19 protein-coding genes are annotated in these 21378 nt (G+C 70.8%); 8 read left to right on the top strand and 11 right to left on the bottom strand.

Translation table 11 applies throughout. The annotated features are described in order from the left end of the window. Window position 1: 1 nt before the first annotated feature. From Q8X39_RS16470 to groL, 4 genes are all read left to right on the top strand, one after another. Window positions 2-526: an LPS-assembly lipoprotein LptE gene (locus Q8X39_RS16470; RefSeq protein WP_305750774.1), complete on the top strand. Its 525-nt coding sequence runs from the start codon at window positions 2-4 to the stop codon at window positions 524-526. A 13-nt stretch (window positions 527-539) separates the two neighbouring features. Then, a complete protein-coding gene (holA, locus tag Q8X39_RS16465; RefSeq protein ID WP_305750773.1) occupies window positions 540-1616 on the top strand; it encodes a DNA polymerase III subunit delta in 1077 nt (358 codons plus the stop codon). Window positions 1617-1798: 182 nt separating this feature from the next. After that, entirely contained in the window at window positions 1799-2089 is a 291-nt protein-coding gene (locus tag Q8X39_RS16460) for a co-chaperone GroES (RefSeq protein WP_305750772.1), read from the top strand. Between the two features lie 137 nt (window positions 2090-2226). Continuing rightward, window positions 2227-3870, top strand: a complete 1644-nt coding sequence (gene groL / locus Q8X39_RS16455; RefSeq protein WP_305750771.1) for a chaperonin GroEL — start codon at window positions 2227-2229, stop codon at window positions 3868-3870. 132 nt (window positions 3871-4002) lie between these two features. Here groL and Q8X39_RS16450 read toward each other — a convergent pair whose 3' ends face one another. Genes Q8X39_RS16450 through Q8X39_RS16430 form a run of 5 tightly spaced genes read right to left on the bottom strand, consistent with a single transcriptional unit; the run spans window position 4003 to window position 9518 of the window. Beyond that, entirely contained in the window at window positions 4003-5004 is a 1002-nt protein-coding gene (locus tag Q8X39_RS16450) for an ABC transporter ATP-binding protein (protein WP_305750770.1), read from the bottom strand. Next, window positions 5001-6002, bottom strand: a complete 1002-nt coding sequence (locus Q8X39_RS16445) for an ABC transporter ATP-binding protein (protein ID WP_305750769.1) — start codon at window positions 6000-6002, stop codon at window positions 5001-5003. The genes Q8X39_RS16450 and Q8X39_RS16445 overlap by 4 nt, the downstream gene beginning before the upstream one ends. Before the next feature lies 1 nt (window position 6003). After that, window positions 6004-6915: an ABC transporter permease gene (locus tag Q8X39_RS16440; protein WP_305750768.1), complete on the bottom strand. Its 912-nt coding sequence runs from the start codon at window positions 6913-6915 to the stop codon at window positions 6004-6006. 19 nt (window positions 6916-6934) lie between these two features. Further along, window positions 6935-7915 (bottom strand): ABC transporter permease, encoded by a 981-nt coding sequence (locus tag Q8X39_RS16435; protein WP_305750767.1) that lies wholly within the window; start codon window positions 7913-7915, stop codon window positions 6935-6937. Between the two features lie 22 nt (window positions 7916-7937). Continuing rightward, window positions 7938-9518, bottom strand: coding sequence for an ABC transporter substrate-binding protein (locus Q8X39_RS16430; protein ID WP_305750766.1), 1581 nt, complete (start codon window positions 9516-9518; stop codon window positions 7938-7940). Window positions 9519-9649: 131 nt separating this feature from the next. On the opposite strand from Q8X39_RS16430, the gene Q8X39_RS16425 reads away from it, so the two are divergent. Further along, window positions 9650-10330, top strand: coding sequence for a glycosyltransferase (locus Q8X39_RS16425; protein WP_305750765.1), 681 nt, complete (start codon window positions 9650-9652; stop codon window positions 10328-10330). Continuing rightward, window positions 10323-11990 (top strand): methyltransferase domain-containing protein, encoded by a 1668-nt coding sequence (locus Q8X39_RS16420; protein ID WP_305750764.1) that lies wholly within the window; start codon window positions 10323-10325, stop codon window positions 11988-11990. The genes Q8X39_RS16425 and Q8X39_RS16420 overlap by 8 nt, the downstream gene beginning before the upstream one ends. 72 nt (window positions 11991-12062) lie before the next feature. On the opposite strand, the gene Q8X39_RS16415 is transcribed toward Q8X39_RS16420, so the two are convergent. From Q8X39_RS16415 to Q8X39_RS16400, 4 genes are all read right to left on the bottom strand, one after another. Continuing rightward, window positions 12063-12476, bottom strand: coding sequence for a pilin (locus Q8X39_RS16415; RefSeq protein WP_305750763.1), 414 nt, complete (start codon window positions 12474-12476; stop codon window positions 12063-12065). Between the two features lie 115 nt (window positions 12477-12591). Continuing rightward, window positions 12592-14478: a tetratricopeptide repeat-containing glycosyltransferase family protein gene (locus Q8X39_RS16410; protein ID WP_305750762.1), complete on the bottom strand. Its 1887-nt coding sequence runs from the start codon at window positions 14476-14478 to the stop codon at window positions 12592-12594. 10 nt (window positions 14479-14488) lie between these two features. After that, entirely contained in the window at window positions 14489-16363 is a 1875-nt protein-coding gene (locus Q8X39_RS16405; RefSeq protein ID WP_305750761.1) for a tetratricopeptide repeat protein, read from the bottom strand. Between the two features lie 13 nt (window positions 16364-16376). Further along, entirely contained in the window at window positions 16377-16733 is a 357-nt protein-coding gene (locus Q8X39_RS16400) for a hypothetical protein (RefSeq protein WP_305750760.1), read from the bottom strand. 57 nt (window positions 16734-16790) lie between these two features. Here Q8X39_RS16400 and Q8X39_RS16395 point away from each other — a divergent pair, with 57 nt between their 5' ends. Further along, window positions 16791-18662, top strand: coding sequence for a PglL family O-oligosaccharyltransferase (locus Q8X39_RS16395; RefSeq protein WP_305750759.1), 1872 nt, complete (start codon window positions 16791-16793; stop codon window positions 18660-18662). A 31-nt stretch (window positions 18663-18693) separates the two neighbouring features. Here the strand turns inward: Q8X39_RS16395 and moaC are convergent, their stop codons facing one another. Beyond that, window positions 18694-19215 (bottom strand): cyclic pyranopterin monophosphate synthase MoaC, encoded by a 522-nt coding sequence (gene moaC, locus Q8X39_RS16390; protein WP_305750758.1) that lies wholly within the window; start codon window positions 19213-19215, stop codon window positions 18694-18696. A 77-nt stretch (window positions 19216-19292) separates the two neighbouring features. On the opposite strand from moaC, the gene Q8X39_RS16385 reads away from it, so the two are divergent. Further along, window positions 19293-20873: a M48 family metalloprotease gene (locus tag Q8X39_RS16385; RefSeq protein ID WP_305750757.1), complete on the top strand. Its 1581-nt coding sequence runs from the start codon at window positions 19293-19295 to the stop codon at window positions 20871-20873. A gap of 16 nt (window positions 20874-20889) precedes the next feature. Here the strand turns inward: Q8X39_RS16385 and Q8X39_RS16380 are convergent, their stop codons facing one another. Further along, window positions 20890-21246 (bottom strand): phage holin family protein, encoded by a 357-nt coding sequence (locus tag Q8X39_RS16380; protein WP_305750756.1) that lies wholly within the window; start codon window positions 21244-21246, stop codon window positions 20890-20892. Between the last annotated feature and the right edge of the window lie 132 nt (window positions 21247-21378).

The raw sequence follows: 21378 nt of genomic DNA, 5'->3' as shown, positions 1-21378 counted from the left end.
GATGCCCACGCGCCGGACCTGGCTGACCGCGCTGGCTGGATCGATGCTGGCCGGCTGCGGCTTCCAGCTGCGCCGGCCGCCCGAGCTGGCACTCAAGCGGGTCCACCTCGGCGGCTTCGGCAGCGACTCGGCGCTGGCCGACGAGCTGCGCCGGCAGCTGCGCATGAGCCCGGGCGCGACGCTCGCGGCCACCCCGGCCGAGTCCGACGTGGTGCTCGAAGCGGTGCTGGACCAGTCCGTGCCGGTGGTCGCCAGCATCACCGCCGCCGGCCAGGTGCGCGAGCTGACGCTGCGATCGACCCTCGTCTTCCGTGTCCGCCGGGCCGACGGCACCGAGCTGATCGGGCCGACCACGCTGACCCAGGCGCGCGAGATGAGCTACGCCGAGAACGACGCGCTGGCCAAGGAGCACGAGCAGCAGTTCCTGATCCGCACCATGCACCAGGACATCGCCCGCCAGGTGCTGCGGCGGCTGGCTGCCTTGCCGGCGGACGGGTCCGCCGTCGCGCCTGCGGCCTCGCGCTGAACGGATCGACCCGATGCAGCTGCGTGCCGACCAGCTCGATGCCGCCCTGCAGCGCGGCCTGCGGCCGCTGTACGTCATCCACGGCGACGAGCCGCTGCTGGCGCAGGAGGCGGCCGACGCGATCCGTGCGGCGGCCCGGGCGGCCGGCCACAGCGAGCGCAGCGTGCACACCGTCGCCGGGGCGCATTTCGACTGGTCCGGCCTGCTGGGCGAGGCCCAGGCGTTGAGCCTGTTCGCCGACCGCCGGCTGATCGAGATCCGGATCCCCTCGGGCAAGCCCGGCAAGGACGGCTCGGAGGCCCTGCAACGCTACGCCCAGGCGCTGCCCGACGACACCATCACCATCGTCAGCCTGCCCCGGCTGGACCGCACCCAGCAGGCCAGCGCCTGGTTCACCGCGCTGGACGGCGCCGGCGTCAGCCTCAAGGTCGATCCGGTCGACCGCCGGGCGCTGCCGCAGTGGATTGCCCAGCGACTGGCCGCGCAGCAGCAGCGGGTCGAGGACGGCGAGCCCGGCCAGCGCGCGCTGGCCTTCTTCGCCGACCGGGTCGAGGGCAACCTGCTGGCCGCCTTCCAGGAAATCCGCAAGCTCGCGCTGCTGCACCCGCCGGGCGTGCTGACCTTCGAGCAGATCGAGTCGGCGGTGCTCAACGTCGCGCGCTACGACGTCTTCAAGCTCGGCGAGGCGGTGCTGGCCGGCCAGGTCGCCCGCGCGCTGCGCATGCTCGAAGGCCTGCAGTCCGAGGGCGAGGCCGCCGTGCTGGTCCACTGGACGCTGGCCGAGGACGTGCGGGCGCTGGCCCGCGTCGCGGCGGCGCTGCGCGACGGCCGGCCGCTGCCGATGGCGCTGCGCGAGGCGCGGGTCTGGGGCGTCAAGGAGAAGCTGTTCGAGCGCATCGCACCGCAGCTGGACCCGGCCCGGGCCGACGCGCTGGTGCGTGCCGCGCATGCCTGCGACGGCATCGTCAAGGGCCTGCGCCAGCCGGGCTGGCCGACCGAGCCCTACGGCGCGCTGCGCCAGCTGATGCTGATGACCCTCGATGCGCTGCAGGGCGGCCGTAGCGCCCGGCCGCTCTCGTTGCACGACTGAACATCCCCGGCACTTGAAACGCCGAAGACCGTTCCTATAATCTGACTCCGTTAGCACTCGACATCGGTGAGTGCTAGCGACTTCAGGAGGCCTCTCCGGCCCGCCCCGAAGTCGAACGCGTTACCCCGGTTCGCGTCCTGCGCACCGACCCACCGCACCCTGTACGACTCCAAGGAGATGCAATGAAGCTTCGTCCCCTGCACGATCGCGTGATCGTCAAGCGCCTCGAGAACGAGACCAAGACCGCCCTGGGCATCATCATCCCCGACAACGCCGCCGAGAAGCCTGACCAAGGCGAAGTGCTGGCCGTCGGCCCGGGCAAGCGCAACGACAAGGGTGATTTCATCGCCCTGAACGTGTCGGTCGGTGACCGCGTCCTGTTCGGCAAGTACAGCGGCCAGACCGTCAAGGTCGATGGCGAAGAGTTGCTGGTCATGCGCGAAGAGGACCTCTTCGCCGTCGTCCAGAAATAAGCCTTCAAGCCCCCAGGCTGTGGTCGCGGCGGTGCCGCGATCCTCGCTACCCCCCGAGGGGGCTCGGACCTGACCGGGAGACCCGGATCAGGCCCGGCTTCCCTTCGAGATGAACCCATCAGATTCGGAGTATTCACATGGCAGCAAAAGACGTCGTTTTCGGCGCTGACGCCCGCGCCCGCATGGTCGAAGGCGTGAACATCCTGGCCAACGCGGTCAAGGTCACCCTGGGCCCCAAGGGTCGCAACGTGGTTCTGGAGCGCTCGTTCGGCGCCCCCACCGTCACCAAGGACGGTGTCTCGGTCGCCAAGGAGATCGAGCTCAAGGACAAGCTCATGAACATGGGCGCCCAGATGGTCAAGGAAGTCGCGTCCAAGACCTCCGACAACGCCGGTGACGGCACCACGACCGCCACCGTGCTGGCCCAGGCCATCGTGCGCGAAGGCATGAAGTACGTGGCCGCCGGCATGAACCCGATGGACCTGAAGCGCGGCATCGACAAGGCGGTCACCGCCCTGGTCGTCGAGCTGAAGAAGGCCTCGAAGGCCACCACCACGTCCAAGGAAATCGCCCAGGTCGGCACCATCTCGGCCAACAGCGACGACTCGATCGGCGAGATCATCGCCTCGGCCATGGACAAGGTCGGCAAGGAAGGCGTCATCACCGTCGAGGACGGCAAGTCGCTGAACAACGAGCTGGACGTCGTCGAAGGCATGCAGTTCGACCGCGGCTACCTGTCGCCCTACTTCATCAACAACCCCGAGAAGCAGGTCGCGCTGCTGGACAACCCGTTTGTCCTGCTGTTCGACAAGAAGATCAGCAACATCCGCGATCTGCTGCCGACGCTGGAGCAGGTGGCCAAGGCCGGCCGTCCGCTGCTGATCATTGCCGAGGAAGTCGACGGCGAGGCGCTGGCGACCCTGGTGGTCAACACCATCCGCGGCATCCTGAAGGTCGTGGCCGTCAAGGCTCCGGGCTTCGGCGACCGTCGCAAGGCCATGCTGGAGGACATCGCCATCCTGACCGGTGGCAAGGTCATCGCCGAGGAAGTCGGCCTGTCGCTCGAGAAGGTCACGCTGGCTGACCTGGGCCAGGCCAAGCGCGTCGAAGTGGGCAAGGAAAACACCACCATCATCGACGGCGCCGGCGCTGCCGCGGACATCGAAGCCCGCGTCAAGCAGATCCGCATCCAGATCGAGGAAGCGACCAGCGACTACGACCGCGAGAAGCTGCAAGAGCGCGTGGCCAAGCTGGCCGGCGGCGTGGCCGTCATCAAGGTCGGTGCTGCCACCGAAGTCGAGATGAAGGAAAAGAAGGCCCGCGTGGAAGACGCCCTGCACGCCACCCGTGCAGCCGTCGAAGAGGGCATCGTCGCCGGTGGCGGCGTGGCCCTGCTGCGCGCCCGTCAGGCCGCCGGCAAGATCGCCGGTGACAACCCGGACCAGGACGCCGGCGTGAAGCTGGTCCTGAAGGCCATCGAGGCTCCGCTGCGCGAGATCGTCGGCAACGCCGGTGGCGAGCCGAGCGTGGTGATCAACGCCGTGCTGGCCGGTTCGGGCAACTACGGCTTCAACGCCGCCAACGACACCTACGGCGACATGATCGAGATGGGCATCCTGGACCCGACCAAGGTGACCCGTACCGCGCTGCAGAACGCCGCCTCGGTCGCTTCGCTGATGCTGACCACCGAGTGCATGGTCGCCGAAGCCCCGAAGGAAGACGGCCCGGCCATGCCGGGTGGCATGGGTGGCATGGGCGGCATGGGCGGCATGGACATGTGATGTCCGCGGGGCCCTCGGGCCCCGTCGCCTGCCCGGCAGCCTGAAGGCCTGCGACAGCGATGTCGCAGGCCTTTTTTCATGCTTGCTTCGTCGGCCGAGCGCCGGGCCGCCCCAAGCCGCAGCCGGGGGCAGTCATGCCACTTGATGGCAGGCGATGCGGATGCCGCCGACCGTGCGCAGCGCCGGCCGCTCGCTGCGGCAGCGCGCATCGGCCTGCGGGCAGCGCGGGTGGAAGGTGCAGCCGCTGGGCGGGTCCAGCGGGTTGGGCACCTCGCCGAGCACCGGCGTGCGCGCCGCGCCGGTCGCGTGCAGCTGCGGGATCGCCGCCAGCAGCATGCGGGTGTAGGGGTGGCGCGGGGCCTCGAAGATCGCCTCGCGCGGGGCCAGTTCGACCAGCCGGCCGAGGTACATCACGCCGACGCTGTCGCTGACGTGGCGCACCACCGCGAGGTTGTGGCTGATGAACAGGTAGGTCAGGCCGCGTGCCCGCTGCAGGTCCTTCATCAGGTTGAGCACCTGGGCCTGCACGCTGACGTCCAGCGCCGAGGTCGGCTCGTCGCAGACGAGGAAGTCGGGCGCGGTCGCGATCGCCCGCGCGATCGAGATGCGCTGGCGCTGGCCGCCGGAGAACTGGTGCGGGTACTTGCTACCATCGGCCGCGTTCAGGCCGACCGAGGCCAGCAGCTGGCCGACGCGCTCGCGCCGCTCCTCGTCGTCAGCACCCAGACCGTGCACGCGCAGCGGCTCGGCCACGATGTCCTCGACCCGCCAGCGCGGGTTGAGGCTGGCGTAGGGGTCCTGAAAGATCATCTGGATGCGCCGCCGCAGCGCGCGCGCCCGGTCCTGCGGCCCGGCATAGGCGGCCTGCGCGTCCTGGCCGTCGAAGACCAGCTGGCCGCGGGTGGGCTGGTAGAGCCCGACCAGCAGCCGCGCGACCGTGCTCTTGCCGCAGCCCGATTCGCCGACCAGCGCCAGCGTGCGGCCCCGCTCGATCTCGAAGCTGACACCGTCGACCGCCTGCAGCCATTGGCGCGGCCGGCCGCCCAGCACCCGGTCCAGCCAGGGCGCGGAAACCTCGAAGCGCTTGGCCAGGTCGACCGCGCGGACCAGCGGGGCGGCGTCCGGCGCGCTCATCGGGGCTCTCCAGCCTGGGCCTGCAACCAGCAGGCCGCGCGGGTCTCGCCGGCTGGCATCAGCGGCGGGCGTTCGCGGGTGCAGCGGGTGTCGCCGGCGGCCTGCGGGCAACGCGGGTGGTAGGCGCAGCCGGTGGGAATCGCGTTCAGGCGCGGCATCGCGCCGTCGATCTGGTTCAGCCGTTCCAGCGGCGGGCGGCCCATGTCGGGGATGCAGGCCATCAGCCCGGCGGTGTAGGGATGCGCCGGGCGGTGGATCACCGAGGCGACCGGGCCGATCTCGGCGATGCGACCGGCATACATCACCGCGACGCGGTCGCAGGTCTCGGCGATCACGCCCATGTCGTGCGTGATCAGCAGCACGGCCGCGCCGCGCTGGCGGCAGACGGTGCGCAGCAGGCCGATGATCTGGGCCTGGATCGACACGTCCAGCGCCGTGGTCGGCTCGTCGGCCACGATCAGCTCGGGCTCGGCGGCCAGCGCCAGGGCGATCACCACGCGCTGGCGCATGCCGCCGGAGAACTGGTGCGGGTGGTGGTCGATGCGCTGTTCGGGCGCCGGGATGCCGGTGTCGCGCAGCAGCTCGATGGCCCGCTCTCGCGCCTGCACCGCGTTCAGCGGCAGGTGGGTGCGCAGGGTCTCGACCAGCTGCCGGCCGACCGTGTAGAGCGGGTTCAGCGAGGTCAGCGGGTCCTGGAAGATCGCGCCGATGCGCTTGCCGCGGATGCGCCGCAGCCGCTCGGGCGGCAGGTCGTCGATGCGCTCGCCGCGCAGCAGGATGCGCCCGCCGGCGATGCGCCCGGGTGGCTCCAGCAGGCCGATCACCGCCGCGCCGGTCAGCGACTTGCCGGCACCGGACTCGCCGACCATGCCGAGGATCTCGCCCGGCGCCAGCTCGAAGGACACGCCGTCGAGCGCGCGCAGCGTGCCGCGTCGACCGGGGAACTCGACCACCAGGTCCTCGACCTGCAGCAGCGGGGCGGCGGGCAGGCGGGTCATCTCAGTGCAGCCTCGGGTTGAGTGCATCGCGCAGCCAGTCGCCCAGCAGGTTCACCGACAACGCGATCAGCACCAGCATCAGGCCGGGAAAGATCGTGATCCACCACTCGCCCGAGAACAGGTAGTCGTTGCCGATGCGGATCAGCGTGCCCAGCGACGGCGAGGTCGGTGGCGCGCCCACGCCCAGGAAAGACAGCGTCGCCTCGGTGATGATGGCCGTGGCGACCTGGATGGTGGCCAGCACCAGCACCGGCCCGAGCACGTTGGGCAGCACATGCCGGCGCATGATGGCCAGCGGCGCCACGCCGGTGACCCGCGCGGCCTGCACGTATTCCTTCTGCCGCTCGACCAGCGTGGAGCCGCGCACCGTGCGGGCGTACTGCACCCAGCCGGTCAGCGTGATCGACAGGATCAGCACGCCGAAGGCCAGGCCGTCGTGCGCGTTCGGGAACAGCGCCCGGCCGACGCCGGCGATCAGCAGCGCGACCAGGATGGCCGGGAAGGACAGCATCACGTCGCACAGCCGCATCAGCAGCGCGTCGACCCAGCCGCCGAGGAAGCCGGCCAGCAGGCCCAGCGTGACGCCCACCAGCACCGACAGCGCTACCGAGGCCAGTCCCACGACCAGCGAGATCCGCGCGCCGTACATCAGCGCCGACAGGATGTCGCGGCCCTGGTTGTCGGTGCCCAGCGGGAAGGTCGGCCTGCCGCCGTCCTGCCAGGCCGGCGGCAGGCGCGCGTTGGCCAGTTCGAGGGTGCCCAGGTCGAAGGGGTCGTGTGGCGCCAGCCACGGCGCGCCGAGGGCGCCGACCAGGCAGGCCAGCGCGATCAGCGCGGCGACCAGCGCGCTGGGCGTGTGCCGGAAGCTGTGGCCGATGTCGCTGGCGAACCAGCGGCGCAGGGTGGCGATCACGGCGTCGGTCCTTGCTCGGTCAATGGCCGCTGCGGCCGTCCAGCCGCAGGCGCGGGTCGACGGCCACGTAGAGCAGGTCGACCACCAGGTTGATGACCACGAAGATCAGTGCGATCAGGCACAGGTAGGCCGCCATCACCGGCACATCGGCGAACGAGACCGCCTGGATGAACAGCAGGCCCATGCCGGGCCACTGGAACACCGTCTCGGTGATGATGGCGAAGGCGATCAGGCCGCCCAGCTGCAGCCCGGTGATCGTGATGACCGGCACCAGCGTGTTGCGCAGCGCATGGCCGAAGTGCACGGCGCGGTCGCTCAGGCCGCGGGCACGGGCGAACTTGATGTAGTCGCTGCGCAGCACCTCCAGCATCTCCGCACGCACCAGCCGCATGATCAGCGTGAGCTGGAAGACCGCCAGCGTCAGCGCCGGCAGCGTGATGTGGTGCCAGCCCTTGAGCGTCAGCAGCCCGGTCTTCCAGCCGCCCAGGTCGACCAGCGTGCCGCGGCCGAAGCTCGGGAACCAGCCCAGGTTCACCGCGAACACCAGGATCAGGAGGATGCCGATGAAGAAGGTCGGCAGCGACACGCCCAGCAGCGAGACCGTCATGAAGACCTGCGCCAGCCAGGTGCCGCGCCGCAGCGCCGCGTAGACGCCCATCGGCACGCCCACCAGCAAGGCCAGCGCCGCCGCGACGAAGGCCAGCTCCAGCGTCGCGGGCAGGCGTTCGGCGAACAGCTGCGAGACCTTCACGCCCTGGCGCAGGCTCATGCCGAACTCGCCGTGCAGCGCGTTCCAGACGAAGTGGCCGAACTGCACCAGCACCGGCCGGTCCAGGCCCAGCTCGCTGCGGATGCGGGCGCGCTCTTCCGGCGTCGCGTCCTGCCCGAGCAGGAAGGTCACCGGGTCGCCGACGTACTGGAACAGCGCGAAGGCAACCGCCGCGACCACCGCCATCACGACGAGGGCCTGGGCCAGGCGGCGCAGGATGAAGGCCAGCATCGGCGCGTCGTGCCGGCCGCGTTCAGTTGACCTTGATCAGCCGCCAGTCGAGCCGGTTGTCGGCCCGGTGCACCACGTCGATGTTCTTCTTCATCGCCCACGGGATGACCTGGTTGTGCAGCGGCAGGTGCGAGACGTCGTCGGCCTGCAGCTGCAGCGCCTTGCTCAGCAGCTCGGTGCGCAGCTTGAGGTCGGTCTCCTTCTTGGTCCGCTCGACCATCGCGTCGACCTGCGGGTTGGAGTAACGCCCGACGTTGTAGTTGCCGTCGCCGCCCGCGCCGACCGAACGCACCAGCGACTGCAGGCTGTAGAGCGCATCGAAGGTCGGCACGCCCCAGCCCAGCATGTAGATGCTGGCCTCGTAGCGCTGGATCATCGGGAAGTAGGTCGCCAGCGGCTGCGTGCGCAGCTTGGCCTTGACGCCGACGCGGGTCCACATCGAGGCGATGGCCTGGCAGATCTGCTCGTCGTTGATGTAGCGGTTGTTCGGGCAGGCGAAGTCGACCTCGAAGCCGTTCGGGTAGCCGGCCTCGGCCAGCAGCTTCTGCGAGGCCTTCGGGTCGAAGGGCAGGCGCTTGTCCAGGGCCTGGGTCCAGCCGTTGACCTGCGGCGCGATCAGCGTGCCGGTCGGCTGGCCCAGCCCGCGCAGCGTCACGCGGGCGATGCTGTCCATGTCGATGGCCTGGTACAGCGCACGCCGAACCCGCACGTCCTTGAGCGGGTTCTTGCCCTTCACGTCGCTGCCGGGCAGCTCGTCGCGGAACTGGTCCATGCCGAGGAAGATGGTGCGGTTCTCCAGGCCGTCGATGACCTTCAGCGCGCTGTCGCCGCGCACCCGCACGAGGTCCTGCGGGCTCGGGTCGAGCACGAAGTCGACCTCGCCGGACAGCAGCGCGGCCATGCGCGTAGCGACCGACTTGACCGGCGTGTAGACCACCTCGGTCACGTTGCCGTCGGCCTTGCCCCACCAGGCGGTGTTGCGCTTGAGGACCAGCTTCTGGTCGGGCTGCCAGGACACCAGCTGGAACGGCCCGGTGCCGTTGGCGTTGCGGTGGGCGAAGTTCTCCTCCGGCGTCTTGATGTCCTTGGGCGCGAGCGAGTTGTTCTTCTCGGCCCAGGCCTTGCTCATCATGCGCAGCTCGGTGAGCTGGTTGAGCAGCACCGGGTTGGGGTCCTTGGTGAAGATGTCGATCGTGCCGGCGTCGACCTTCACGACCCGGTCGATGCCCTGCGCGTAGACCGCGAAATTCGAGGTCTTGGCCATCGCCCGTTCGAGCGAGAACACCGCGTCGTCGGCGGTGAAGGGCGAGCCGTCGTGGAACTTCACGCCACTGCGCAGCGTCAGCCGCAGCTGCGTCGGCGTGACCTGCTTCCAGGCCGTGGCCAGCACCGGCTCGGGCTTGAAGGTGCGGCTGTTGTAGTAGACGAGGGATTCGTAGACGGCGGCATGGATGCCGTTGGCCAGCGCGTTGTTCTGCGAGTGCACGTCCCAGGTCGGGATGTCGGCGGCGCTGGTCCACTTGAAGGTCTTGGCCTGCAGGCCGGTCGAGGCCAGTGCGGCGAGGCCGGCGGCGGCGGCGATCAGAGCGATGCGGAACTTCATGGTCTTGATTCCCTGGTCAACGATCGAGTCGCGAGGATACCCAGCGAGCCCTTGATCCGGCCTAGGTGCCGGCCGGATTGACGCTGCTAGAGTGCCTCTCCACGTCGGAACACCTGAGCAAGAGCCGCACCATGATCCGCATCTTCATCGGCTACGACCCGCGCGAGACCGTCGCCTGGCATGTGCTGACGCACAGCATCCTGGCGCGTGCCAGCCAGCCGGTCGCCTTCGTCCCGCTGGCGCTGGACAACCTGCAGGGCCTGATGTGGCGCGAGCGCAATCCGCTGCAGTCGACCGACTTCTCGTTCTCGCGCTTCCTGGTGCCGCACCTCAGCGGCTACGAGGGCTGGTCGCTGTTCATGGACTGCGACATGCTGGTGCGCACCGACATCGCCGGACTCTGGGCCCTGCGCGACGAGCGCCATGCGGTGATGTGCGTGCAGCACGACCACCGCCCGGCCGAGACCGTCAAGTTCCTCGGCGCGCCGCAGTCGGCCTACGGCAAGAAGAACTGGTCCAGCGTCATGCTGTTCAACAACGCCCGCTGCCGCGCGCTGACGCCCGACTACGTCAACACCGCCAGCGGCCTCGAACTGCACCAGTTCAAGTGGCTGGCCGACGACGCCGAGATCGGCGCGCTGCCCGCCACCTGGAACCACCTGGTCGGCTACGACGCGCCGCGCGAGGACGCTGCCAACGTCCATTTCACCATCGGCGGCCCGTATTTCCACGAGTACGTGGACTGCGAGCATGGCCCGGCGTGGCAGCGCGAGCGGGAGGCGATGCTGCGGGTGGATCAGCGGCGTGGCTGAGCACGCCATGGGCCGGCGCATCGCCTGGATCGTCGAAGGCTTGAGGCCGGACGGGCAGGGCGGCCACACGTCCCCGCTCGCGTCGCATCGCTACCGGGTCATCCTGCCGGCCGAGGGACTGCGTGACCTCGGGCACGAGGTCGACTTCATCGAGCTGGATGCCTGGCTGGCGAGCGACCGGCCGGCCGTCGCGGACATCGTCGTGATCGCCAAGTTCCTGCCCGGTGGCGACATGGCTCGCTACCAGGCGCGTGCCGCGAGGCTGCTCGACCAGGCGCGGCTGGCGAGGGCGCAAGGCGCGCACGTCGTGGCCGACTTCAACGACGACCACTTCGACCATCCGCAGCAGGGGCCGTACTGGCGCGGACTGGCCGAGGCGGCCCAGGTCCACGTGGCGGGATCGACGGCCATGCGCGCCCGGCTGATGTCGGCCTGTGGCCGCGCGGCGCATGTCGTGGGGGATCCGCTCGGTTCGCCGCACGGGCGGGTGCGCGTGCGCCGGCTGTCGAAACCGGCCGGATCGCGGGTGCGCTGGTGGCGCGCAGGCGAGCGGGCCGACGACCGGCTGCGGCTGCTCTGGTACGGCCATCCGGTGAACTGGGCCGCGATGCAGGCCTGGCTGCCGAGACTGGTCGCCCATGCCGCGTCCTGCCCGCTGTCGCTTCAGGTCGTGACCCAGCCCCTGCCGCAGATCGTCGCGGCGCTGGAGGCCGCCGAACGCGCCAGCGAAGGCCGTCTGAAGGCCGAATGCCTGCCCTGGGACGAGGCGACCCAGTGGGCGGCGCTCGAACGCTGCGACATCGTGCTGATCCCGTCCGACCCGGACGACGCACGCAAGGCGGTGAAGACCGCCAACCGCCTGACCGACGCGATCCATGCCGGACGTGCCGTGGTGGCCAGTCCCCTGCCAGCCTACAAGCCGTGGGCGGCGCACGTCAGCCTGGTCGACGATCCCGTCGAAGGCCTGCGGCACTGGATGAACCACGGCGACCAGGTCGAGGCAGCCCTGCTGGCCGGACAGGCTGCCGTCGAGCAGCGTTGCAGCGTGCCGGCCATCGCGCAGGCGTGGCTGGACGCCTTCTCCGCCGTCCCGTTCGACGCGGCCACGTCGACCGCGGATGCGCCTGCCGGCGGCGTGCGCATCAACCTGGGCTGTGGCGCGCGCCACATGGCCGGCTTCATCAACGTCGACTTCGGCGAGAACTGGTCCGGCATCGCGCCCGACGTGGTGGCCGACATCACGAAGACGCTGCCCTTTCCGGACGAACATGCCGACGAGGTCCATGCCTACCACGTGCTCGAACACATCCTGCACTGGGAGGTCGAGCCCTGCCTGCGTGAATGGCTGCGGGTGCTCAAGCCGGGCGGGCGCCTGGTGCTGGAGTTGCCCTGCCTGGACAAGATCCTGTCGATCTTCCAGGCCCACCTGGCGGCTGGCACGCCCGCGCCGGTGCAGCTGACGATGTGGGGCCTGTTCGGCGATCCGGGACACAAGGACGTCCACATGCTGCATCGCTGGTGCTATTCCGAGGCCGAGCTTCGCCACGTGCTGACGCGGGTCGGCCTGGTGTCGATCACGACCGAGAAGGCGCTCACGCATGTGCCGATGCGGGACATGCGCATGGTCGGCGTGAAGCCCTTGCCCTTGCCCTCGCCATGAAAAACGCCCCGGAGGACATCCGGGGCGTTGCTGGGGATCGGGCCGGACCGTGCGTGACGGCCTGGCGGTCGATCAGTCCTGGCGGCAGGACGACGGTTCGAGGTTGGTCGGCGACACCGCGCAGGTCCAGACCACGGTCGATGCACCCGCATTCCAGCTCGGGTTCAGCGTGACGACCACGGCGGTACCGCCGAACTCGCTGGCCACGCCCGTGATGGTGATCTTGCCGCTGGCATCGACGGCCGCGCTGGCCACCTTGCCGCCGGCGCCCGGTGCGGTGATGCCCGAGCCATTGGTCGCACCCGCGTTCTGCGAGTTCTCGGTCACCGCCGTGCGGGTCGAGCTGGCGGCCAGCAGCAGTTCCGAGACCTTCGCGCGCAGCGTGTAGTCGCGGTAGGCGGGCAGCGCCACGGCTGCCAGGATGCCGATGATCGCCACGACGATCATCAGTTCGATGAGGGTGAAGCCTCGTTGCATTGATTTCATTCCATGTCCTCCAGGCTAGGGAATCCGGTCCGGGACGCCCCGGTCGTGAACAAGTCGACAGCAAGCGCCGTACCCGGTGTTGATCCCGCAAACTGGGGGTGGATCCGCGCCCATTTCAACTTTCGGATGGGGTCTCGGTGCCGGATGCGGGATGGGGGCTGACATTTCTCGTCATCTCGCGCAGCGCGGCTGACAGTTCGCGGCACGCTGCGACCCAATCGCCGGCCTGCGGCTGCCGGAAGATCCGGCTGCTCGGATACCAGGGCAGGCGATCGCGGTCGGCGGTGTATCGCCAGCCCGGCGAATGCGGTGTCAGCACCCAGACCGGCTGACCGAGGGCGCCGGTCAGGTGGATGATGGACGTGCAGACGCTGACCACCAGATCCATCGCGCAGACCATCGCCGCCGTCTCGTCGTAGTCGGCAATGACCTCCGGATGGTGCTCGATCGTCACGCCGTGCCGGGCCTGCAGGTTGGCCAGATCGCTGGTGCAGTCGCCGTACTGCAGGTTGACGAAGTGGACGCCCGGGCAGGAAAGGATGTCGCCCCACTCGGCGACGTCGATCGAGCGCGCGCGGGTGCGGGTGCCCACCAGGCCACCGCGCCAGGAGATCCCGACGACCCGCTGGCCGCCGCTGCTGGCCTTCAGGCGCTCGCGCCAGGCCGCGACGCGGGCCGGATCGGCCTTCAGATAGCCGCAGTGGTCCGGGAAGTCGCTGTCGCTCAGCCTGAAGAAGCTCGGAAGTTCGCCCGCGCTGACCTGCCAGGTCGGGGTCGGGAGTCCGGCCAGCCAGTCCGTGCTGTTCTCGCGTTGGGTCGCGACGAAGCGCAGGCCGGGAAAGGACCGTTCAAACAGGGCCCGCAAGCGCGGCTCGCACTCGACGATGGCATGGGGCGCGCGTCGCTGCAGGTCGGGCAGGCAGGAGGCAAACATGATCTCGTCGCCCAGGCCCTGGTCGGCCAGCACCAGCAGCGTCTCGTCCGGCAGCGGGCGGCCGTCCCAGCTCGCATAGGGCATCGGCCGGTAGGGCAGGGCGCCCGCCCGGTAGCGCGAGCTGTAGTTGGCCCAGCCGCTGGCCCAGCGGCCCTGGAGCAGATCGAGCTGGCACAGATACCAGCGTGCCGCATGGTCCCCGGGCCGCTGGTCGAGCAGGCGCTGGTACATCTCCCGGGCACCTTCGAGATTGCCCATGTTCTGGCGGATCGAACCGATGTTGAGCTGGACCTCGGGCGCGAGGTGCGGGGCCTGCTGCAAGGCCGCCTCGTAGCAGGCCAGGGCCTGTCCCTCTTCCTCGGCCATCAGGTGGACGTGACCGCGGGCGATCAGGGTCTGGCGACGCTCCGGCGCGATCGCGAGGCAGGCATCGAAGGCGGCGCCGGCCTCCAGATGACGGCGACGCATGCGCAGGATCTCGCCTTGCAGGTGCAGCGCCTCGGCCTTCGCTTCACCGTCGAGGCAGCGCACCGCCTCGCTCAATGCCGACCCAGCCTCATCGAGCCGATCAAGGCGTCCGAGCACCTCGCCCAAGCGGAGCCAGGCCACGCCAAAGTCGGGGTCCAGGCTGACGGCCACGGTCAGCGACTCGGTCGCGCCGGGCAGGTCGTGCCTCGCCCGGGCCGTCAGCGCGAGTTCGAGGTGGACCCTCGACGGGTCGACGTCGGGCGCGGCGAGCAGCGTGTCGGCCAGCTCGGCCGCGGCGTCCAGGTCGCCCTGCAGCCGCAGCAGGGCGGCATCGAACAGGCGCAGCAGGGCGCTGTCCCTGAGGTCCTCGTGGCGGATGCGGCAGGCGGCCAGTGCGTCGGCCAGCTCGGACGCCCGGGCTTGCGACAGGGCCGCATGTCCGCTGCAGCTTTCGAGTTGCGCCAGGTCTTCATGCGGCACCGGTCGTGCCATCTCCGGGTTGACGGCGGCCTGGCTGCCGTCGCCGTGTGGCGCGGAGGTGGCCTGAGCCGTCGTCCTGGCCAGCCCGAACAGGCCGGCCAGGCGCTTCAACGCTTGCATCGGCGCGAACTCATGAGCCGCGCGACCCGCACCGTTGCGCGATTGCCTGGGCGGCCTGCGCCAGCACCGCAGACCACTCGCCCGCATCGGTCTGACGCATCAGCGTCAGGCTCGGATACCAGGCCATGCGCGATCCGCTCGCGCCGTAGCGCCAGTTCGGGTTCACGGGCACCAGCACCGACGCGTCCAGCCCGAGCGCGCCGCACAGGTGGGCCTGCGTCGAGCACACGGTGACGATGCCGTCGAGGGCGCCGTTCAGCGCCGCCATGTCGTCGAGGTCGCCATAGCCGGACAGGCCGGGATGGACCCGGATGCCGGTCGCGGCCTCGGCCTCGGCCAGGTCACGGCCCACGTCGCCGTACTGCAGGCAGACAAAGTTGGCGCCGGTGTGGCGCAGGCCTTCGAGCATCGACACCAGCGACAGCGAGCGCTGTCGGCCGGCGGTCGCCAGCAGGCCGCCGCGCCAGCTCAGGCCGATGCGCGGGCCCGGCAGGTCGGCCAGCTGCTCGCGCCAGCGCGCCACGGCCAGCGGATCGGCGCGCAGGTAGCCACGGGCATGCGACGGGAACTGGGCATCGCCTTGGCGCAACCAGCGCGGCAAGGTGCCCATCGGCACATGGCGGTCGAAGGGCGGCAGGCTGGCCAGCCAGGCGTCGCCGTTGCGACGTCCATCGTCCGGACAGATCGTCGCCTCGGGAAAGGAGCGGCGGAACAGCGGCGCCAGCCGCGCCGGCAGGTCGATGACGCAATCGACGCCGGCCTCGACCAGATCCGGCAGGCAGGTGCCGAACAGGATGATGTCGCCCAGCCCCTGCTCGGCATGCACCAGCAGCCGCTCGCCACGCTGCGGATGACCGGACCAGTCGGCGGCAGGCACATGACGGACGGGACCCGGCACGGTGCGGCGGCGTGCTTCGTAGTGTTCCCAGCCTTCGGCCCAGCGGCCTTGCAGCAGCAGCAACTGGCCCAGGCCACCCGCGCATTCCGGGTTGGCCGGATCGCGTGCCATCGCCAGACGGAAGGCCGTCTCGGACTCGGTCAGCCGGCCCTGCGACATCCGCAACTTGCCGCGCCCGATCGCGACCTGTGCCGAGGACGGGTCCAGTGACTCGGCGCGTGCAAAGGCGGCGTCGCTGGCCTCGAACTCGCCCGCATCGGCCAGCAGGTCACCGAGGATCACCGACAGCCGCGACTGGTTCGGGCGCAGTGCCAGCGCCGTCCGGGCGGCGGTCATGGCGCCGTCCAGGTCGTCGACCTGGCGACGTGCGAGCGCGAGGTTGCTCCAGGCCAGCGCGAGATCGGGCCGCAACTCAACGGACCGCTCCAGCTGCGAGACGCTGATCGGGAACTGGCCGAGCTTGAAGCTCGCCAGCCCCAGGTTGAGCCAGGCGTGCGGGTTGGCTGGGGCGCGTTCAATGGCCCGGGCGAAGCGGGTGCTGGCCAGCTCGTAGTTCCCCATCTCCAGCTCCACCAGCCCCCAGTGCACGAGGATGTCCGCGTTCATCGGGTCGAGCCTGTGCGCCATCTCCAGGTGCAGGAAGGCGTCGTCCAGACGCCGGGCTTGCAGCAGCGTCAGGCCCAGGCCTTCCTGCGCCCGGGCATGTTCGGGCCGGGCCGACAGCGCCGTGCGGTAGCTGGCCTCGGCTTCGGCCAGCCGGCCCTGTGCCAGCGCCTCGTCGCCCAGCAGGGCATGGCCGTCGGCCTGGATCGACGGGGCCAGGTGCGCGGCGAGCAGGTCCTGCACGGCCTGCCGGCCACGCGCCCGCTCGTCGGCTTCGGCATGGCGCAGGCCGGGCGCCAGCGCCGCCAGCTGCCCCGCCGGGTCGACGCCTGTCTGCGCCGTGCCGCGCCGCCCCGCCACCTCCCGCCACAAGGACTTCAGCAAGCCCATCGCCGCCTCAGCGCTTGCCGGCGGTCGCCGCGGGTGCCTGGGCGCGGCGCGTCATGTAGACCACCAGCGCCTCCGTCACCATCTCGATGAAGGGCTCCGGGTAGCCGCGCTCCTTCATTTCCCACCGAAGCGCGTTGCCCAGTCGGGCCTTGCCGACCACGCCGAGGCGCCATTCCTGCGTCTTGGTGACGGCCTTGGTGATGACGCTCTCGAGGATGTTGGTGACCGCCTGCGGTGACAGCTTGCGGCCCTGTCCGCTCGCCATCGTCGGGGGATAGCGGCGGGCCAGCTCGTTGGCCAGCGACTGCGCCAGCGTCTTGATCTCGTTCGATCCGAACAGGCCTCGCAGGAAGTTCAGCGGCATGGTCTGGGCGCGCTCGCGCAGCGGTCTAAGGGGTCGATGAAGATAGCATGCCCGCCCATGAGCTCCCTGCCTCCGCGCCACGTGGCGCCCGAGCCGCTGCTGCCGCTGCTTGCTGGCGTGGTGGCGCTGCCTTTCCTGTTCGCGCCGAGCTACACGCCGACCACCACCTTCGTGAACCAGTGGCTGTCCTTCGCCGGACTGGCCCTGGTGCTGCTGACCTGGCGACTCGCCTGGCGACCGGGCACGAGCGACCACGTCGTCTCGCTGGCCACGCGCGGCCAGGGCAGCGACGCGCTGCGCGTGCTGCTGGCGCTGATGCTGGTGCTGGCGGCCGGCCAGGCCTGGACCACCGCACCGTTCGGCCAGCGCCTGATCCCGATCGCCACGCTGCTGCTGGCCACCGTGCTGGCCTGGGTGGCGGGCCGCTGCGCCCGCGCGTGGCCGGGTTCGGCCCCTGCCTCTGCCGACGGCGAGCCCGCCGGCGACCTCTGGTGGCATGGCCTGCTGATCGGCCTGCTGGTGGCCGGCCTGCTGAGCGTGGCGGTGTCGGTGGTGCAGGTCTTCCTGCCCGAATGGGCCGACGGCCGCTGGTTCGCCGCCTCGACCACGCCGGGCCGGGCGATCGGCAACATGCGCCAGCCCAACCAGCTGTCGACGCTGCTGCTGTGGGCCTGCGGGGCGACGGTCTGGCTGTCGCGCCGGCATGGCTGGCGCTGGCCGTTGCCGGCCGCGCTGCTGGCGCTGCTGGTCGGCGCGGAGGTGCTCAACGCCTCGCGCACCGGCATGGTCGGCGTCGGCCTGCTGGCGCTGTGGGGGCTGGTCGACCGCCGCCTGCCGCGCGGCCTGCGCGTGGCGATGGCGGCGACGGTGGCCGTCTACGCGGCCGGCTGGTGGTCGATGGAGCACTGGTCCAGCCTGACCGGCCAGACCTTCTTCGGCGACGACCAGGTGCGCAAGACGCTGCACGGCGACCCGAGCAGCTCGCGCGGCAAGATCTGGTCCAACACGCTGGAACTCATCGCCCAGCATCCGTGGACAGGCGTCGGCGCCGGGGCGTTCAACTTCGTCTGGTCGATGACGCCGTTCGCGGTCCGGCCGATCGCCTTCTTCGACCACACCCACAACCTCGTGCTGGAACTGGCGGTCGACTTCGGACTGCCCTACACGGTGCTGGTGCTCGGGCTGATGGCGCTGTTCGCGTGGCGACTGCGCGGCGTGCTGACCCAGGCCGACGAACTGCGCGCCCAGGCTGCCCGCTGCGCCGCCTTCCTGCTGGTGCTGGTGCTGGTCCACAGCCTGCTCGAGTACCCGCTCTGGTACGTCTACTTCCTGCTGCCGGCGGCGCTGATCGCCGGCTGGCTGGCCGGCTTGGCGCGGCGCGAGGACGTCCGGCCCGCCAGCCTGGACGTGCCCGCCGCCGCGACGCTGCCGGTGCGCTCGGCCCGGCTGCTGCTGCTGCTGGTGTCGGCGGCGGCGCTGCTGGCGTCCTTCGTGGCGGCCCGCCAGTACCACGACGTCGCGGTGATCTTCGACCCCGACCTGGTCCCCGGCGGCCGGCCCGGCCCGCTGTCCGAGCGCATCGCCCAGGGCCAGCGCAGCGTGCTGTTCGGCCACCACGCCGACTACGCCCGCTTGACCATGGCGCAGCGGCCGGAGCTGGTCTTCGACGACTTCGAGCGCCCGCTGTTTCACCTGCTCGACACGCGACTGATGATCGCCTACGCCCGTGCGCTGCATGCACGCGGCGACACCGCCCGGGCCCGCCACGTCGCGGCCCGGCTGCGCGAGTTCCGCAACCCGGCCTCTGCCGCGTTCTTCGCGCCGTGCAACGGGTCGGCGGTCGCCGGGGCGGCTGCGGTCGATCCGGACGCCTTGCCTTTCCAGTGCGGCCCGGACCCGGCCCTGCCGGCGAACGACCTGCGGCCCTGAGCCGACGCGGGTGCGGCGTCGGCGTGGCGGCTCAACCCGCCTTCCAGTGCCCGCTCTTGCCGCCCTGCTTCTCCAGCAGGCGGATGTCGGACATCACCATGCCCTTGTCGGCGGCCTTGCACATGTCGTAGATCGTCAGCAGGCCGACCTGCACGGCGGTCAGGGCCTCCATCTCGACGCCGGTCTGGCCCAGCGTCTCGGCGGTGGCGGTGCAGTGCACGCCGGGCAGCGCGGCGTCGACGCTGAAGTCGACCGCCACGCGGGTCAGCGGCAGCGGATGGCACAGGGGGATCAGGTCGGCGGTGCGCTTGGCACCCTGGATCGCCGCGATGCGGGCGATGCCGATCACGTCGCCCTTCTTCGCGGTGCCCTGCGTGATCAGCGCCAGCGTCGCCGGCAGCATGCGGATCGAGCCGCTGGCGGTGGCGACGCGGTGGGTCACGGCCTTGGTGGCGACGTCGACCATGTGGGCCTGGCCCTGGGCGTCGAAGTGGGTCAGCACCGCGGGTTCGTCCAGCGGGCGGCCGGGGCTGGGAGCAGGGGTCGATGTCATGGGTGGAAACAGTCGGGCGATGGATCCGGTGCATCATAGGTGCCGTCTTTTTCGATGCGCCCGCGCCCGTCCTGGCCATGCCTCTGCCGTCCCCTCGAACCGCCCTGATCGCCGCCTCGCTGGCGAGCCTGCTGTGGGCCGTGCCGGTGCCGCAGGCCGCGATGGCGCAGGGCGCCTCCGCGCTGCCGGCGCTCGGTGACGAGGCCGGCGACGAGCTTTCGGTGCCGGCCGAGGCGCGCCTGGGCGAACGCATCATGCAGCAGCTGCGGCGCGACCCGGACGTGGTCGACGACCCGCTGCTGGTCGAGTACATCGAGCGCATCTGGGGGCCGTTGCTGAACGCCGCCAAGGCGCGTGGCGACATCACCGAGGACCTCGCGCAGCACCTCGCCTGGCAGACCTTCATCGTGCGCGACCGCACCATCAACGCCTTCGCGCTGCCCGGCGGACATGTCGGCGTCCACATGGGCCTGCTGGCGATGACGGCGAGCCGCGACGAGCTGGCCTCGGTGCTGGCGCATGAGATGTCGCACGTCAGCCAGCGCCACATCGCCCGCATGATGAGCAGCAACCGGCGCAGCTCGATGCTGGCGCTGGCCTCGACCGTGCTGGGCATCCTGGCGCTGTCGCGCAGCCCGGATGCGGCGCAGGCGCTGGTGTTTGGCGGCCAGGCGGCCGCGATCCAGGGCCAGCTGAACTTCTCGCGCGACATGGAGCGCGAGGCCGACCGGATCGGCTCGGGCATCCTGCAGTCGGCCGGCTACGACGGCATCGGCATGGTCGGCATGTTCGAGCGCATGGCCAGCGCCTCCCGCCTGACCGACAACAACGCCTTCCCCTACCTGCGCTCGCACCCGCTGACTGGCGAGCGCATCGCCGACGCCCGCAACCGCCTCGGCATCGACGCGGCCGCACAGCCGTCGATGACCCTGGGCTCGGGCGGTCCGGCGGCGGCCTGGCTGCATGCGGCCATGCAGGGCCGCTCGCGGGCCTTGATGGACACGCGCGATGCGACCGAGCAGCAGCTTGCGGCGCTGACCCTGCCGACGGCCCGGGAGCCGGCCTCGCTGGCCGTGGCGAGCACCGTCGCGCTGGCCGCCACGCAGGTCAAGCAGTGGGCCCGCGCCGATGCCGCGCTGGCCCGCGCCCGCCAGCTGGCTGCGCCGTTCGAGTCGGCCACGAGGGCGGTGGTCGTGATGCAGCTGGAGTCGCTGCAGGCGCGGGGCGACCATGCCGCCGCGCTGGCGCTGCTTCAGTCCCCGGACGGCGCGCGGGTCGACGACGGCAGCCGCGCCGGGATGATGGTGGCCTCGCAGGTGCTGATCGACGCGCAGCCGCATGTGGCCGTGGCCGGCGAGCGCCTGCGTCGCCAGGTCGATGCGCTGCAGGTCTGGGTCTCCGGTCATCCCGACGACGCCGGGGCCTGGGATCACCTGTCGCAGCTGCAACGTGCGCGCGGCCAGTCGCTGGCAGCCCTGCGGGCCGAGGCCGAGGCCCATGCGGCGGTGGGCGACTGGCAGGGTGCGTCGGACCGGCTGCGCGCTGGCCAGCGCCAGTCCGCGCAGGACCCGATCGAGGGTGCGGTCATCGATGCACGTCTTCGCGTGGTCGAACAGCGCCGCCGCCAGCAGCTGCTCGACGAGCGACGCGGAGAGTGAGCCGGTCGACGCCGGCTCAGGCCTCGCCGAACAGGCGGGACAGGGCGGCGTCGATGACCATGCCGCAGGCGCTGTAGATCAGCGACGCGAGCAGTGCCGCGCCGAAGCCGGCCACGCGCAGGTCGTCGAGCAGCCAGGCCGCGCCGTAGAACATCAGCGCGTTGATCACGAACAGGAACAGCCCCAGCGTCACCAGCGTGACCGGCAGCGTCAGCAGCAGCAGGACCGGCCGCACGAACGCGTTGAGCAGTCCGAGCACCAGCGCGGCGAACAGGGCTGAGCGGAAGTTGCTGATGCTGACGCCGACGCCGAGGTTGGCGACCAGCAGCAGCGCTGCGGCCAGCAGGCACCAGCGCACGAGGAGCTTGATCATGGCGAGGACTCGGTCAGGTCTAGGTGCAGCGGATTGTGGGCGAAGGCTCTGCTGCTGCACCGTTCGGTGAGTGGCAGCCCACAAGCGCCGAGGACCCCGGCCTTGCGGCGCGGGGTCCTCGTGGGGTGGCGG

The organism is Leptothrix discophora, assembly GCF_030705305.1.
Lineage (GTDB): Bacteria > Pseudomonadota > Gammaproteobacteria > Burkholderiales > Burkholderiaceae_C > Sphaerotilus > Sphaerotilus discophorus.
The sequence above is the reverse complement of the archived record's forward strand: the minus strand, read 5'-3'. Positions and strand labels throughout refer to the sequence as shown.